The sequence below is a fragment of the Filimonas lacunae genome (assembly GCF_002355595.1).
Classification (GTDB): domain Bacteria; phylum Bacteroidota; class Bacteroidia; order Chitinophagales; family Chitinophagaceae; genus Filimonas; species Filimonas lacunae.
The window spans coordinates 2233089-2247800 of record NZ_AP017422.1 but is presented as its reverse complement, the minus strand read 5'-3'; the positions used below and the strand labels follow the sequence as shown (position 1 = coordinate 2247800).

The window sequence follows — 14712 nt, the reverse complement described above, 5'->3', positions numbered from 1 at the left end:
GACACTATTATTTGCTGTATGAGTCAGGAAAAATATGTAATAGGCGTTGACTACGGAACAGATTCCGTAAGGTCAATTATAGTAAACGCAGTTAGCGGTGAGGAAATAACCTCTGCTGTTTTTTACTATCCCCGTTGGAAAGAAGGTCAATATTGTGCCCCCCAAACCAACCAGTTCAGACAACACCCTCTCGATTATGTAGAAGGGCTGGAACAAACCATTAAAAGCTGTTTAACGCAAGCAGGCGCTTCTGTAGCAGCCAACGTTAAGGCCATTTCGGTAGATACTACCGGTTCAACCCCCGTAGCAGTAGACAAAGCAGGTACCCCGCTGGCGCTGTTGCCCGAGTTTGCCGAAAATCCGAATGCCATGTTTGTGCTGTGGAAAGACCACACTTCTGTAAAAGAAGCGGCTGAGATTAATGCACATGCGGAGAAGTTTAACCCTAACTACCTGCAGTTTGTAGGGGGGATTTATTCTTCAGAATGGTTTTGGGCCAAGCTGCTGCATATTTCCAGGATAGACGAAAAAGTGCGTAAAGCTGCCTACTCATGGGTAGAACATTGCGACTGGATCCCTTTCCTGCTTACAGGTGGTAATGATGTGCATGCACTGCGTCGCGGTGTTTGTGCTGCTGGTCACAAAGCGTTATGGGCTAAGGAATACGACGGTTTACCGCCGAACGATTTCTTTAAAGCACTGGACCCGTTGCTGGACGGCGTAACCAGCCGTTTATTTACCGACACCTATACCTCGGACAAAGCTGCCGGTACTATCAGTGCTGAATGGAGCGCCAAACTGGGGCTGCCTGCTGATGTGGTAATAGGCGTAGGTGCGTTCGACTGTCATATGGGTGCTGTAGGCGGTCAAATTGAACCATACCATTTAAGTAAAGTAATGGGTACCTCTACCTGCGATATGCTGGTAGCACCTGTTGCCGAGTTAAAAGATACTTTAGTAAAAGGCATCTGCGGCCAGGTTCCGGGTTCTATTATCCCGGGCATGATGGGCCTGGAAGCAGGACAAAGCGCTTTTGGCGATGCATACGCCTGGTTTAAAAATGTGCTGGCATGGCCTGTACAACAGGTAATTGCACAGTCAGCTTTACTGGACGCCGCTACTAAAGAACAACTAATACAGGAATCGCTGAACCAGATCATCCCTGTGCTAAGCCAGCAGGCTTCTGCACTGGACTGGAACGAAAACAGCGAACTGGCTATAGACTGGTTAAACGGCCGCAGAACCCCTGATGCCAACCAGTTACTGAAAGGTGCTTTAAGCGGCTTAAACCTGGGCACCAGTGCACCGCGTATTTTCCGTGCTATAGTAGAAGCTACCTGCTTTGGTGCTAAAGCCATTGCCGATCGCTTTGTAGAACAAGGCGTGCCTGTAAAGGGCCTGATTGGTATGGGCGGCGTTGCTAAAAAATCTCCTTTCATTATGCAGATGATGGCTGATGTGATGAACATGCCTATCCGCATTCACAAGTCAGAGCAAACCTGTGCATTGGGCGCTGCTATGTTTGCAGCTACTGCTGCCGGCATCTACGCTACTGTGGAGGAAGCAATGAGTGTTATGGGACAAGGTTTCGACGCTGAATATCATCCCGATGCCGAAAAAGCAGCCCTGTACGCTAAGCGTTACGAGAAATATAAGGCGCTGGGTTATTTTGTAGAAACCAAATTGACTTCAGCAGAGTAATCCTTCATAAAAATCCCTCCAAAATTCACACAAGCATGAGCTATCAGGACATACAGGAAGCCGCTTACGAAGCCAATATGCAACTGCCTAAATTAGGACTGGTGCTGTTTACCTTTGGTAATGTAAGCGCGGCCGACAGGGCTAAAGGCGTGTTTGCCATTAAACCCAGCGGCGTACCTTACGACCAATTATCACCGGAAAAAATGGTAATAGTTGACTTTGACGGCAAAACCGTAGAAGGTAAACTACGCCCCTCTTCCGACACGCTTACCCATGCGGTTTTATACAAGCATTGGGAAAAAATAGGTGGCATTGTACACACACACTCTACCTATGCTACTGCCTGGGCGCAAAGCCTGCGCGACATTCCTATTTTTGGCACTACTCACGCCGATCATAACACGGTAGACATTCCCTGCGCACCGCCTATGAGCGATGAAATGATACAGGGTGATTACGAATATCAGACTGGCTTTCAGATTATGAATGCACTGAAAGACCGTAACCTGAGTTATGAAGAAATAGAAATGATACTGGTAGGCAATCACGCTCCTTTTACCTGGGGTAAAACTCCCGACAAAGCGGTGTATAACAGTGCAGTGCTGGAAAACGTAGCCCAGATGGCTTTGTTAACAGAACAGATTAATCCCAAAGCGCCCCGCCTGAAAGATGCGCTGATTAAAAAGCATTTTGAGCGTAAACATGGCCCACACTCCTACTACGGTCAATAATAGAAAAACCATACAACACAATTCAATAAATACGAATAACATGATCGATTTAAAAAAACTGGAAGTTTGGTTTGTAACCGGCAGCCAGCATTTATACGGCGAAGAAACGCTGAAACAAGTAGCAGAACATTCTCAAATCATTGCTGCTTCTTTAAACAAAGCCAGCCAGATTCCCGTAACGGTTGTTTTTAAGCCAACTGTTAAATCAACAGAAGAAATTTACAACATCGTAGCTGAAGCCAATGCCCAGCGCAATGTAATTGGTATTATCACCTGGATGCACACATTTTCTCCTGCTAAAATGTGGATCAATGGCTTAAAAATTCTGCAAAAGCCATTACTGCACCTGCACACACAGTTTAACCGCGATATTCCGTGGAAAGATATTGATATGGATTTCATGAACCTGAACCAAAGCGCCCATGGCGACCGTGAGTTTGGATTTATGGTAAGCCGTTTACGCCGCAACCGCAAAGTAGTGGTAGGCCATTGGGAAGACACAGCGGTGCTGACTTCTATTGGTGGTTGGGCCCGCGTTGCAGCTGCCTGGCACGACTGGCAGGGCGCACGCTTTGTACGTTTTGGCGACAACATGCGCTTTGTAGCCGTAACGGATGGCGATAAAGTAGAAGCTGAATACAAATTCGGTTTCTCTGTAAATACCTATGGTATTGGCGATCTGGTAAAGGTGATCAATGCTATTGGCGATGCAGAAGTAGATACACTGATTAAAGAATACGAAGGCAAATACAAGATAGCTTCCGGTTTAACTAAAGATGGCGCACAACGTCAGTCGCTGAAAGACGCAGCACGTATTGAGCTGGGTATTAAAGCATTCCTGGAAGACGGAAATTTTAAAGGCTTCACTGATACTTTTGAAGACCTGCATGGCATGATTCAACTGCCAGGTATTGCAGCACAGCGTTTAATGGCTGCCGGTTATGGTTTTGCCGGTGAAGGCGACTGGAAAACAGTAGCCCTGGTGCGTGCGATGAAAGTGATGGGTCACGGCCTGAAAGGAGGAAACTCATTCATGGAAGATTACACCTACCACTTCGATCCTTCTAACCCAATGGTATTAGGCTCGCACATGCTGGAAATTTGTGAATCTATTGCTGATGCACAACCTTCCTGCGAAATTCATCCGTTAGGTATTGGCGGTAAAGCAGATCCTGTAAGACTGGTGTTCAACTCCGCTGCAGGCCCCGCTTTAAATGCCTCTTTAATTGATATGGGCAACCGTTTCCGCTTACTGGTGAATGAAGTGGAAGCTGTAAAACCAGATCAGGACTTACCTAAACTGCCGGTAGCACGTGCCTTCTGGAAACCACTTCCGGACATGAAAACAGGTTTACAGGCATGGATTCTGGCAGGTGGCGCACACCATACAGGCTATAGCCAGAACCTGACAGCAGAAAACCTGGAAGACTTTGCAGATATCGCCAATGTAGAATTTACATTGATTGGCAAAGACACGAACATATATCAGTTCAAAAATGAACTGCGTTGGAGCGAAGCTTACTACCAGTTAAAAGGCTAGTATCTTACTACATATAGTTTTTCAAAGGGGCTTCTTAGTTAGGGGCCCCTTTGCTTTTTACTTACCTGCCGCGCTAAACTATTTACCGACCTCATCGATAAGTATACCCGGATTATTCAAAAGGAATGGGCTAAGCCATAATCAGGCAGATCACTAATACTCCTCATCCATAATAGGTTCAATTTCTACCACCCGGCCAATCTGACCATCTTCCAGTCGCACTTTAATACCCCTCGTGTGGTATGCTGCCGAGGTAAGCAGGTCTTTTACCACTCCATAGGTTTTCCGGCCGCTACGCTGGTCTTTTTTCAGGATAATCGCCACCTCCAGTCCCGGGTAAATATCTTTCCTGTATTGACCGTCTTTCATTTGCTTGTGTTAAAGTGAAACGCAATAATACAAACAGGAAATGAGATAACTTTAAATAAACAATATCCATGAGATTTTTGCTAATACTACTGCTTTGCTTACCCACCTGGCTCCACGCTCAAAAAAGCCAGGTAATAAATAGCTTACCTGTAAAAAGTAATATTCTACAAAACACCCAGCACATAGCTATATACCTTCCCGCTGGTTACGCTAAAAGCAACACGCAATATCCTGTACTATATCTGTTACATGGGGCTGGCGGCAATTATCGCAGCTGGCTACAAGACGGTAACCTTCAACACATTGCAGACAGCTTTTTGCAGGCCAGTAAAACACAATGTATCATAGTAATGCCAGATGCCGCCATGACCTTTTACCTGGATAATATTCACGGGCACTACTCCTATGAAACCTACTTCTTTAACGAATTGATTCCTTATATAGAAGCTCACTACCGCTGTAAACCAGACAGAAGATTCAGAGCAATTGCCGGCTTGTCTATGGGTGGCTTTGGTAGCCTGTTGTATGCCATGCACAGGCCAGCTATTTTTTCGTCCTGTTATGCTATGAGCGCTGCGGTAAGAACAGATGAAGACATCATAAAAATGCCATTGGCCGACTTTCGCCGCAGATACACCACCGCACTGGATAGCATTGCTGATACCGATAACCGCATTACACCCTTCTTGCATCAAAACAGCATTTTATACCTGGCGGAACATATACCAGACAGTCAAAAGCAACTGGTTCGTTTTTTTATCGATTGTGGAGATGATGATCCACTTTCCAAAGGCAACGCCCTGCTGCACATTCTTATGCAGGAAAAAGGCATTTTACATGAATACCGGGTGCGCAACGGGGCGCACACCTGGGATTATTGGAAACAGTCGCTACCGCAGGCATTACAATTTATTACACAGGCATTTCAACAACTATAGCAGGCTCACCAGGTAAACCTGTTACGCTGTGGGTGGTATCCTGTATTTTTGTTGTTATGAACTATAGTGTACCACAACTAAGAACGGTTACGGTCATGCGCTATATAACTCCCCTGCGCGAGGGCGGCTCTATGCCAGCGTTGGCTGAGGCTGATGATGAGTTTATGTATGTGCTTAAATTCCGAGGTGCGGGACAAGGTGTAAAGGCGTTGATAGCGGAACTTATTGGCGGCGAAATAGCCCGTCTGCTGGGCTTGAAAGTGCCCGAACTGGTGTTTGCCAACCTGGATGAGGGCTTTGGCCGCACAGAGGGTGATGAGGAGATACAAGACCTGTTAAAGGCCAGCACAGGCCTGAACCTGGCCCTGCATTTTTTATCAGGCTCTATTACATTCGACCCAACTGTTACCACCATCCCCTCGCAGCTGGCTTCGCTGATTGTATGGCTGGACTGCCTGCTGGTGAATGTAGACCGTACAGCCCGCAACACCAATATGCTGTTATGGCATAAAGAACTATGGCTGATTGATCACGGCGCCTGCCTGTATTTTCACCATTCGTGGCAGAACCAGCAGGAAATGGCTACACGCCCGTTTGCATTGATTAAAGACCATGTGCTGCTGCCACAGGCGGGAGATCTGGAAGCAATCAATACCAGCAGCAAAGTCCTCCTTACAGAAGAAAGGATACGAAACATAGTAAACCTGGTTCCTGATGAATGGTTAACTACTGCCGAATCGCCTTTTGCCACTGTAGAGGAACACCGGGAAGCCTATACTCAATTTCTATTAACCCGTTTAAACCATTCCGAAGTTTTTGTTAAAGCAGCACAACATGCAAGAGAAGCACTTATTTGAGTATGCCATTCTTCGCGTAGTGCCCCGGGTGGAACGTGAAGAGTTTATCAACGTAGGCGTAGTACTTTATTCCAGGCCACGCTTTTTACAGGCGGTGTATTACCTGGATGAACAAAGGCTGGCTACGCTATGCAATACAATGGATATAGCCGAAGTAAAGGCCTATCTGGAAGCTTTTGAGCGGATATGCAATGCCGCACCTGGCAGCGGGCCTATTGGCAAGTTAGGGGTGGCTGAACGCTTTCGCTGGCTTACAGCTACACGCAGCACCATTTTACAAACCTCCAGGGTACATCCGGGATATTGCGCCAACCCGCAGGAAACCCTGCACAAGCTTCACCAGCAGCTGGTGTTGTAATCCCTCTGCGCAATTCCAGTTGTAACAAGGCTATCCCCTACTATACACAAGGCAGTATCAAAATACATTGATACAGCCTTTTCTTTTGCGTTCTTTCGGGGAATATGGGCAATTACATAGCTTTCATAAATTCAGTAAAAGCAGCTGCTTCCTGCTTCTGTTCAACAGGCAGCATATAAGCCGAAGCCAATAATTTAGACACTACCGGCATCACCGACAGTTTATACTTAGGCAGGTTTTCGGCTTGTATCACATAACGTTGCTGAAAATCTTTCTTCACAGTTGGCTTATTGCTTTGTGTAATAAAAGTAGGCGCATCAATTTGCTCCAGGTCACTGTTAATTTCCAGTATCACCATGTCTTTCTGGGCAGGGCGAAATCCTACTATATAATTATGCACTATCTGCTTCTGAAAAATCACATAGTTTTTCGTTTGCAGATAACTGGCATACACTGTTTGATACGTATTGGCATCCGGCACGGCGCTGCTAAACAGGCTTTGCATTTGTGCTTTGATATTTTCGCTTGAAGCTGACATAACTTTTGTTTTAACAGAATGAAATAAAAACAGGTTAATAGATCAGGTTTTTAAAATTTCCTTTTACGTCATAGACAAAAGAGAAAGTAGTGCCACCGCTTTCTGGCTCAACATTGATATGATAAGTTGGATTGCCGTCCTCCTTGTTGTCCAGCTTATCGGGCATGCTTAGGCTTACACTGCTTGCTATTACCTTATCGATGCCTTTTTCTTTCTGTATCTTTTCTTTAGCCTGTTTTACCATTGCAGGAATCTTCGAAAGATCTACCTGGTCCAGCGTAAACATAAAATCCCGCGGCTTGCCTTCTCCCGATATTTCCATGGTTATTTCAGACAGGTCTTTCCAAATGCCTTTCATTCTATGCCTTTCAATCAGTTTGGCTGAGTTAAGATCGGGCGTGCCGGTAGCTGTTATTACCGTGCCCACATCTTTATGAAAAGAAAACATCACATCTGTGTAACCGGCACCTTTACCAAACTTACTGTCCAGTTCTTTTTGCGCGTCTTTAATACCATCAGCGGTTTCATAGGTGCATCCTCCCCCTCCAAAGTACTCACAGGCGGTAAGCGTGATGGCCAGCAGGGCAATGCATAGGACCATAGCCTTTAATTTGTGTATCATAGTTTTTCTATTTAGAGTGATAAACAGGAATAGTGTTCTTTTTCTACGAAAGTGGATTGTATCATGTTTTCCAACACAGGTAATACACTCGCTTCATATTTCAGTTGTCCACGGCCTTGTGTACTGTATAATGTACTGATGCGGATGCGCTTGCCGCTTTTGCAGGTTACTTTATAACACACACCATATATTTTCCCGGGTGCAGGTCCAATGTTGTCGATGTTTTCAAACTTTACCAGCAACCAGTTAAACACCCGCAACCAGCTGTAATGTATAGCAGCTGTGTTGGTATCAAACACAACGCACCAGCCCGATGTAGCTATCAACACCACCGCAGCAATCATCAACAGCAATGCCGCATACAGCCAAACCGGGGTAAAATGAAAAGCCATTATACTGCACGCCCCTGCCAGTGCCAGCGATATAAGTCCAGCATGCCGCAATTGTTTATCAGGGTATATGATAATTCTGCCTACCTGTGCAAGAGGATAGTGCTGTTTCATAGGTTAGCTGTTATATAGCATCCCAGGATAAGGCTACCCAGGGGCTTTCCGGACTGGACAGCAATGTTTTCATTCCTTCCTGGAATAAGGCAACGCTATCTACATCTACCCCATTCCATACGCAACGGGCAAACTGATAAGCTACTGATAATTCTTTCCAGGAAGAATAGGTGCTTTTAATAGCCGGGATGCAGTGAACAATGTATTGCAAAGCCTGTTGTTTAGGCAGATAACCTGCATCAAAGCCACCACGACAAAGGTTGATAATGCGGGCAAAATCCCATATTAAAGCATCGGGTTGCTCTGTGCTGCCAATAATCTGCTTTTCGCGAAAAAGCTCAAGTGCATCGCGCGTGTTACGCAGCTTTTCCATTACGGCTTCTTCCTCCTCCTCGTTGTTAACGGCGTAAGAACGCAAAAAGGTTTTGCTTTCTTTTACAGAAATCGTATTCAGGGCCTGGCAAATGGTATCGTATTGCAAGCGATGCCCTTCTTCCTGTAGCCATTCAATGGTTTCCACCAACTCTTCTGCACTGTCGATATCCCACCAGTCGGACAGCAGTTGCCTGCATGCCTGCTTGCCCAAACCGGTAGCGATATCATTCAGATATTGCCCGTTGGCAAAGGCCAGATCGGCCCCGCAGGCAATAGCCCATTTCTCTTCATAGGTGAGGTCGGATACGGCGTTCAGATGTATGGTAAACGCTTCCGGCTGGCCGTCGACATCCGTATTTAAAAAGTTATGTAAAGCGTCGCTATTCTGCTGCTGTGCCTGAGTGGCCCAATCATTGGCCATGTTCACATACTGCGTCATCTGCTTACGGTATACTTCTATCATATCCTCATTAAAGCCCATGTTGCGCAGTTGCTGCAAGTATTGTTCTGTTGCATTCTCCTGATTCATATACTGCATTTACTACTGCAATGTAGAACAGGTATTTACACAGAATAAAGCAGGTATATTTCTGCCGGAAGTTTTCTTAAATCCGTTTGCTTTTCCTGTAAATCCGTTTAAACAGAGCGGCGGCGAACAGGGATTACCATTTCCACTTTCAGGCCTTTTTGTCCCTGCTGCTGCCGGTCGGTGATCACCAGCGTAGCAGGCTGGTGTGTTTGCCTGCTTAAAATAGCCAGCCTTTCCTGTGTAATAATGCCCGACAGCGACTTTTTGGCTACCTGTTTTTCATGCTGTTGCAGGCCCGCGCCATTGTCTTCTATGGTGCAATACAGGGCCTGCCCTTTTAAGCGGATATTCACTTCTATATGTCCTTTATAGGCAAGGTTGCGCATGCCATGCTGGATAGCGTTTTCTACAAATGGTTGCAATAGCATGGGAGGTATATAAATCTCTTCTTCTTCATATCCTTCAAAAGCATGCACCCGGTATTCAAAAACACCTTCAAAGCGCATAGCCTGCAGGCTTAGGTAGTTTTCCAGCGCTTCTACTTCTTCTTTCAATGCCACCAGGTTTTCACGCGAATTTTCCAGGTTAATACGCAGTAGTCTGGCAAACTGGTTCAGGTATTTGGTAGCCTTTTCAGGTTCGTTGTTGCGGATAAAGCTTTGCAGTACAGATAAAGTATTGAAAATAAAATGCGGCTCCATCTGGCTACGCAATAGTTGCTGCTCCAACTCTATGTTTCTTTTTTTATTGCGCAGGCGGCGACGCTCTACCAACAAATACCCTACTCCCACAGCCAGTAACAGCAGGGCTGCCAGTATAATAATTAACCAGCGTTGCTGACGCAATTGAATAGCCTTGTTTTCATTTTCTTTATTCAGCGCTATGGTTTTCAGCTGCTCCTCTTTCAGGTTGTTAATAGCTTCCATTTTTGCCACCTGCTTGTATTGCTGCTGATACATGGCACGCATGGCGGCAATAGAAGAAGAATCCATATAACGGATGGCATTTTTATAATCGCCCATCTGCCACAGCGCTTCGTAAATAGTACCATAAGCGCGGTTTAACATATCCTGGTTCTTTTGCTTTTTAGCTATGGCCAGTGCTTCTTTTAATAAAGGAATGGCTTTGGCTGGGGTATGCTTCTCTATAGCTTCCATCCCCATGTTCAGCCAGTCGTTGTAGGTGATTTCATTCAGCTCTCTTTTCAAGGCAAAAGAAGAATCCAGATACACATGTCCAACGGCCGTATCACCGGTGTTGATATGTAAAACGCCTAAGGCAGAATACACGCTGGCCAACCTTCTTTTATCGTTCAGCTGGCGGGCATAATACATGGCGCTGTCTTCATATAAAAAGGCAGTTGTATGATCTTTCTTTTTTTCATACGAGCGCGACAGTTGCTCCATAAATACTGACTGCTGAAACAGGTCGTTCTTCCGCGGATACTGCGCAATAGCCATGCGGGTATATATTTCCGGCATTACACTATCCCCATACCGGAAATAGGTTTCGGCCCCCAGGTTATACAATCGCCACAGGTTGGGATACTTATATTTTTCGGCCAGCTTTATTAATGGGCGTAACCGTTCAAAAGTATGATCATCTATCACCGTGTCCATACTGGCGCGTAACAAACCGCTATGTTGCAGCAGAAACACATCCAGGTTGCGAACGGTATCAATACCCGTACTATCCAGCATGGCCCTGTAGCAGAGATCGGCCGAATCGGCATCTTTGTTACGCAGGTAACGGTTACCCTTTAAATACAGATAGTAAGCCTTGCTTACAGTGTCTTTTACATGTGGTTCCAGGGCGATCAGCTGCCTGCTCATAGAGTCGGCTCCTATGCGGGATTCCTGGTCTATCAAACGGTTTAGTATAGCAGTGGTTTCGTTAATTCCTGCTACAACAGGCGCAGAAGCTTCCCGCCCTGCCGGCTTTTGCTTACATGCAGTAAGATACAACACCAGCAGGCACAGCAATAGTAACGTTCTTTTCATAGTTGTTATTTAACAGGAAGTAATCAGGACGACCGGCGTAACTGACCGGTAAGAAATTGCATTACATATTCTTTTTTACGGGTAGACACAGGTATTTCTGTGCCATTGCGTAAAATGATATATCCATCTTTATGCAACCGTTCTATGCAATAATGATTTACCATGTATGACTGGTGTGTGCGTATAAACCAGCTTTCAGGCAACAGATCTTCATATTCTTTCATGGGGCGCGACACGGTAACCTTCCTGTTGTCCGATAAATAGAAAGTAGTATAACTACCTTCTCCCTGGCAATACCATATTTCCTCAAAGCTCACCACCTGCAAATATTGTTGCGAACGCAGCACTATGCGGTTATGCAAAGCAGGTTTTAAATGTTCGCGGGCCACTACCTGTTGCTGCATTTGTATCAACGGATATTCCTGCACCCGTTGTAGTGCTGCTGCCAGTTCTTCTTCCTCCAATGGTTTTAACAGGTAATCGAATGCACCGTATTTTATAGCCTTAATAGCATAGTGGTTGTAAGCAGTGATAAAAATAACCCGGAAGGTGCGGGCGGGAAAGGCTTCCAGCAGGTCAAAACCATTACCATCACTCAATTCAATATCCAGCAACAGCAAATCCGGTTCGGTGTTGGCTATCAATACCCGCGCCTCCGACAGGGTGCCACAGGTGCCGGTAACAAAAAAGCCCTCCCGGTTTTCCATCAGGCGGCTGGTATCTCTCCGGATAGCAGGCTCATCATCTATAATCAATGTTCTAATCATACAGGTTGCGGGTGTTCTTTCATTACAGGCAGCTGTTTCCGGGCACAGCGTTCTTTACCGGCCTGGCGGGCATATTTCAGAGCAAATTCAATGCCGCTCACCACCATTTATGCCCGGCGGCCGAAGTTATAGGATAAATGGTAACCAGCCATCTGCATTAAAGTTTCACCACTATATCAGGAAAAAGCGGCGGAAATCCCCCCTAAAATGTCCTGAATGCACATTTTCCCACGTAAATTCCGCTTGTAAGTTTGCTATGTAACAGAAGATCATTAAACACTATGAAATCAAAACAGTTAGTTGTTGGCCATTGGATTGCCGTGTCTTTATTTGCCTTGTTGATGTTAATGGATGCCATTGGTGGCCTTACACATGCCCAGGCAGGGGTGGATTCCATTAAAAAACTCGGTTATCCCGAGTATGTGCTTACCATTATAGGCGTTGCCAAACTAATAGGTGTGGCTGCTATTGTGCAACCACAATACCCCATCCTGCGGGAATGGGGCTATGCGGGGTTTGCCATTAATTTTGTTATTGCCTTTCTTTCGTGGCTGCTGGTAGGTGGTTGGTATGGCCCCTTGCTACCCCCTATTATTATGTTGTTGTTTATGTGTTTACCTTATATACTCTGGAAAAAGAGTGAAACAGAACTGGATTAAGCTTCTTTGCCTATACGCTTTATTTTTACTATCTGCATTACCAGGTATAGCAATATGCCCCAAACAGCACAAATAAGCGTATAGGCTACCATTTGCAACGGCAGTGGCGCTTTGGCATTTACCGCCCACATGGCTCGTTTGCCATATCCAAATTCATCGTCTTTTTTAACCATGCCCCAGGGCACCGTTTTGCTTACGCTGATATTGCCATAAGTATCGTTGTCCTCTACCCTTGCCACCATCACCAGGTTGCCTTTGGCATCGCCCGGCAGTTTTTGTAAAGAAAAAGATGCATTGGCCACACCTAGTGAATCGGTAGTGTAGGTTTCATCTTCCCCTACAGGCAAAAAAGAAGCCAGCCGCTGCACTCCTATTTTCAACTCCACATCCTTCACCGCTACAAAAGAATCCTGCTGCCATTCTTCCACCCGTGCCACAATGCTTCTGCTCCCATCTTCACCGGGCAGCGTATCCAGTAGCAAGCGTGCCCGTGTAATGTCAACACTTTGTGTTTTTGCAGCCAGCTTACCCTGGGGCTGACTTACTGCTACAAAGCTTAATGTGGTAGCCGCTTTCCAGACAGCCTGCAATCGGGCAGGAATGGTAGCAGTAGCTTTGCCGGTGCGGTCTGTAACTACTTTACCAATGCTGTTGGCAGCTAGGGTATCCTGTAGGTAAAGTGCCACAGGCAGGGCTTCTACGGGATTTAATTTGCCATCCTTTTTTTCCAGGGCCGATACTTTTACGTAAGCAATATTATCGTTGTTATAATACGCCAGCTTTAACATCAGTTCAGGTGGCTCATTTTCCTGTGCCATTGCCCGGCCCTGGAACAATATCCCTAGTAGCAGGCCCGCAATCAGCAGCCGTTGTTTTAATAGCCATTTCATATTAATCAGTTTTCATTTCGTCAATAGTTTCCCTGATAGGGATAACAGGAAAGATTCTCACCAGCAGCGTAATTACCAGCAACGCGCCTGCCAGTGAACCACCGGCAATAGCCCACTCTTCCCAGCTGGGGAAATAGTATTTATAGCTGGCGGGCACATCGTGCATAGGCAAAAAGGGATGCAGCATAGAAGGCACCACAATAATGTATCTTTTAAACCAGGCACCGGCCACTACCATCAATCCTGCAATGAACATAGGCAACGGCTTACGGCCTTTCTTAAACACCAGCATCACAATAGGTATTACCATAGATACCAGAATGGTGGTCCAAAACTTCAAAGCCCAGTCACCACGGAAAAGCTGGTTCAGATGCGCGCCTTCTCCTTCTTTCATTTTAAAGGCAGGTACCAGGTATTCATTCACATTGAAATATAGATACAACAAAGCCAGCAGCACCAGAATACGGCCCATTTTGTCAAAGTGTACATCTGTAATATACTTGTCCAGCTGATATGCTTTACGTACCACAAACATGGCAACTACCACGGCGCCGCTGCCCGCCAGAAAAGCACCGGAAATAAAGTAAGCGCCAAAGTTGGTGCTGTCCCATCCGGGCCGGAAAGTAGTAGCAAACAACCACGAGGTTACCGTGTGAATACAAAAGGCCACCGGTATAATAGTGATACAAAGTATGCTGATGGCTTTGCTGCTGATGCGGTGTTGTTCGGGTGTTTTTTTCCAGAAAGCCCCCATGAACTTATACAGCTTCTGAAAAGGTTTTACGGCAGCTACCTGGTGCGCGCGCAATATCTGTATATCTGGCAGCAAAGGCAGGTATAGCAATAAAAGACTCACAAAGAAATAAGTAGTGATCACCACCACATCCCATATAATGGGCGATTGAATGCGCCCGTGGGCAAATACGTTCAGCAGCCTTTCGGGCCGGCCCATATCAATTACAATAATCATGGCCGCGAACATAATAGCCGCAATAGCTATCATTTCAGCAATACGGGTTAAGGGGGTGCTCCAGGTTACATTGGCTATGCGCAATATGGCTGTAATCAACGATCCCACCAGGCTTATAGCCACAAAAAACACAAAGTTGGAAATGTATAAGCCCCACGATACATAATCGCGCATAGCGGTTACCTGCAGCCCATAACGCAGCTGCCGGTAATAGGCAAACACCCCCAGCAGGCAAACTACACTTAATGCAGCCACCCATATTTTGCCGGCCCTGCCAAATGGCCTGGGCAATAGATCGGCTATAATTTTTTGCTCTTCCGTTACTGTTAATTCATTTTCCACAGTAGTATATTTTACAGGTGAAC

16 protein-coding genes are annotated in these 14712 nt (G+C 45.8%); 7 read left to right on the top strand and 9 right to left on the bottom strand.

Features of this window, described 5'->3' with window-relative positions; translation table 11 throughout:
• The first annotated feature begins 18 nt into the window (after nt 1–18).
• Genes FLA_RS09100 through araA form a run of 3 tightly spaced genes read left to right on the top strand, consistent with a single transcriptional unit; the run spans nt 19 to nt 3972 of the window.
• Nucleotides 19–1701, top strand: coding sequence for a ribulokinase (locus FLA_RS09100; protein WP_076381049.1), 1683 nt, complete (start codon nt 19–21; stop codon nt 1699–1701).
• 35 nt (nt 1702–1736) lie between these two features.
• Nucleotides 1737–2432, top strand: coding sequence for an L-ribulose-5-phosphate 4-epimerase (locus tag FLA_RS09095; protein ID WP_076381050.1), 696 nt, complete (start codon nt 1737–1739; stop codon nt 2430–2432).
• A 40-nt stretch (nt 2433–2472) separates the two neighbouring features.
• Entirely contained in the window at nt 2473–3972 is a 1500-nt protein-coding gene (gene araA, locus FLA_RS09090) for an L-arabinose isomerase (RefSeq protein WP_076381051.1), read from the top strand.
• Nucleotides 3973–4125: 153 nt separating this feature from the next.
• Here araA and FLA_RS09085 read toward each other — a convergent pair whose 3' ends face one another.
• Nucleotides 4126–4341: a YwbE family protein gene (locus tag FLA_RS09085; RefSeq protein WP_076381052.1), complete on the bottom strand. Its 216-nt coding sequence runs from the start codon at nt 4339–4341 to the stop codon at nt 4126–4128.
• A 68-nt stretch (nt 4342–4409) separates the two neighbouring features.
• Between FLA_RS09085 and FLA_RS09080 the strand changes: the two genes are divergently transcribed.
• From FLA_RS09080 to FLA_RS09070, 3 genes are read left to right on the top strand one after another with little or no spacing between them, the layout of a single operon-like run.
• Nucleotides 4410–5279, top strand: coding sequence for an alpha/beta hydrolase (locus FLA_RS09080; RefSeq protein ID WP_076381053.1), 870 nt, complete (start codon nt 4410–4412; stop codon nt 5277–5279).
• Between the two features lie 56 nt (nt 5280–5335).
• Nucleotides 5336–6136, top strand: a complete 801-nt coding sequence (locus FLA_RS09075) for a HipA family kinase (protein ID WP_076381312.1) — start codon at nt 5336–5338, stop codon at nt 6134–6136.
• Entirely contained in the window at nt 6114–6494 is a 381-nt protein-coding gene (locus FLA_RS09070; RefSeq protein WP_076381054.1) for a DUF3037 domain-containing protein, read from the top strand. The genes FLA_RS09075 and FLA_RS09070 overlap by 23 nt, the downstream gene beginning before the upstream one ends.
• Nucleotides 6495–6606: 112 nt before the next feature.
• On the opposite strand, the gene FLA_RS09065 is transcribed toward FLA_RS09070, so the two are convergent.
• The 6 genes from FLA_RS09065 to FLA_RS09040 form a co-directional block, all read right to left on the bottom strand.
• Nucleotides 6607–7032, bottom strand: a complete 426-nt coding sequence (locus tag FLA_RS09065) for a hypothetical protein (RefSeq protein ID WP_076381055.1) — start codon at nt 7030–7032, stop codon at nt 6607–6609.
• 34 nt (nt 7033–7066) lie between these two features.
• Complete coding sequence (locus tag FLA_RS09060) at nt 7067–7654, bottom strand: hypothetical protein (RefSeq protein WP_076381056.1); 588 nt, start codon at nt 7652–7654, stop codon at nt 7067–7069.
• Between the two features lie 11 nt (nt 7655–7665).
• The gene (locus tag FLA_RS09055) at nt 7666–8157 is read right to left on the bottom strand and encodes a hypothetical protein (RefSeq protein WP_076381057.1); all 492 of its coding nucleotides are present in this window, start codon (nt 8155–8157) and stop codon (nt 7666–7668) included.
• Between the two features lie 10 nt (nt 8158–8167).
• Nucleotides 8168–9061, bottom strand: a complete 894-nt coding sequence (locus FLA_RS09050; RefSeq protein ID WP_159445152.1) for a DUF1266 domain-containing protein — start codon at nt 9059–9061, stop codon at nt 8168–8170.
• Between the two features lie 107 nt (nt 9062–9168).
• A complete protein-coding gene (locus FLA_RS09045; protein WP_076381059.1) occupies nt 9169–11061 on the bottom strand; it encodes a sensor histidine kinase in 1893 nt (630 codons plus the stop codon).
• A 23-nt stretch (nt 11062–11084) separates the two neighbouring features.
• Nucleotides 11085–11828, bottom strand: coding sequence for a LytR/AlgR family response regulator transcription factor (locus FLA_RS09040; RefSeq protein WP_076381060.1), 744 nt, complete (start codon nt 11826–11828; stop codon nt 11085–11087).
• A gap of 281 nt (nt 11829–12109) precedes the next feature.
• On the opposite strand from FLA_RS09040, the gene FLA_RS09035 reads away from it, so the two are divergent.
• Nucleotides 12110–12487 carry a DoxX family protein gene (locus tag FLA_RS09035; protein ID WP_076381061.1) on the top strand — a complete coding sequence of 126 codons (378 nt, stop codon included), beginning with the start codon at nt 12110–12112 and terminating at the stop codon, nt 12485–12487.
• Here FLA_RS09035 and FLA_RS09030 read toward each other — a convergent pair.
• A complete protein-coding gene (locus tag FLA_RS09030; protein WP_076381062.1) occupies nt 12484–13377 on the bottom strand; it encodes a hypothetical protein in 894 nt (297 codons plus the stop codon). The genes FLA_RS09035 and FLA_RS09030 overlap by 4 nt on opposite strands.
• Nucleotide 13378: 1 nt before the next feature.
• On the bottom strand, nt 13379–14689 hold the full coding sequence (nrfD, locus tag FLA_RS09025) for an NrfD/PsrC family molybdoenzyme membrane anchor subunit (protein ID WP_076381063.1): 1311 nt from the start codon (nt 14687–14689) through the stop codon (nt 13379–13381).
• Nucleotides 14690–14712 lie beyond the last annotated feature (23 nt).

Coding starts and splice junctions, on each gene's coding strand:
- FLA_RS09100 (WP_076381049.1), top strand. CDS start 19: ATGAGTCAGGAAAAATATGTAATAGGCGTTGACTACGGAACAGATTCC.
- FLA_RS09085 (WP_076381052.1), bottom strand. CDS start 4,341: ATGAAAGACGGTCAATACAGGAAAGATATTTACCCGGGACTGGAGGTG.
- FLA_RS09075 (WP_076381312.1), top strand. CDS start 5,336: ATGAACTATAGTGTACCACAACTAAGAACGGTTACGGTCATGCGCTAT.
- FLA_RS09055 (WP_076381057.1), bottom strand. CDS start 8,157: ATGAAACAGCACTATCCTCTTGCACAGGTAGGCAGAATTATCATATAC.
- FLA_RS09030 (WP_076381062.1), bottom strand. CDS start 13,377: ATGAAATGGCTATTAAAACAACGGCTGCTGATTGCGGGCCTGCTACTA.
- FLA_RS09095 (WP_076381050.1), top strand. CDS start 1,737: ATGAGCTATCAGGACATACAGGAAGCCGCTTACGAAGCCAATATGCAA.
- FLA_RS09080 (WP_076381053.1), top strand. CDS start 4,410: ATGAGATTTTTGCTAATACTACTGCTTTGCTTACCCACCTGGCTCCAC.
- FLA_RS09060 (WP_076381056.1), bottom strand. CDS start 7,654: ATGATACACAAATTAAAGGCTATGGTCCTATGCATTGCCCTGCTGGCC.
- FLA_RS09065 (WP_076381055.1), bottom strand. CDS start 7,032: ATGTCAGCTTCAAGCGAAAATATCAAAGCACAAATGCAAAGCCTGTTT.
- FLA_RS09040 (WP_076381060.1), bottom strand. CDS start 11,828: ATGATTAGAACATTGATTATAGATGATGAGCCTGCTATCCGGAGAGAT.
- araA (WP_076381051.1), top strand. CDS start 2,473: ATGATCGATTTAAAAAAACTGGAAGTTTGGTTTGTAACCGGCAGCCAG.
- FLA_RS09035 (WP_076381061.1), top strand. CDS start 12,110: ATGAAATCAAAACAGTTAGTTGTTGGCCATTGGATTGCCGTGTCTTTA.
- FLA_RS09045 (WP_076381059.1), bottom strand. CDS start 11,061: ATGAAAAGAACGTTACTATTGCTGTGCCTGCTGGTGTTGTATCTTACT.
- FLA_RS09070 (WP_076381054.1), top strand. CDS start 6,114: ATGCAAGAGAAGCACTTATTTGAGTATGCCATTCTTCGCGTAGTGCCC.
- FLA_RS09050 (WP_159445152.1), bottom strand. CDS start 9,061: ATGAATCAGGAGAATGCAACAGAACAATACTTGCAGCAACTGCGCAAC.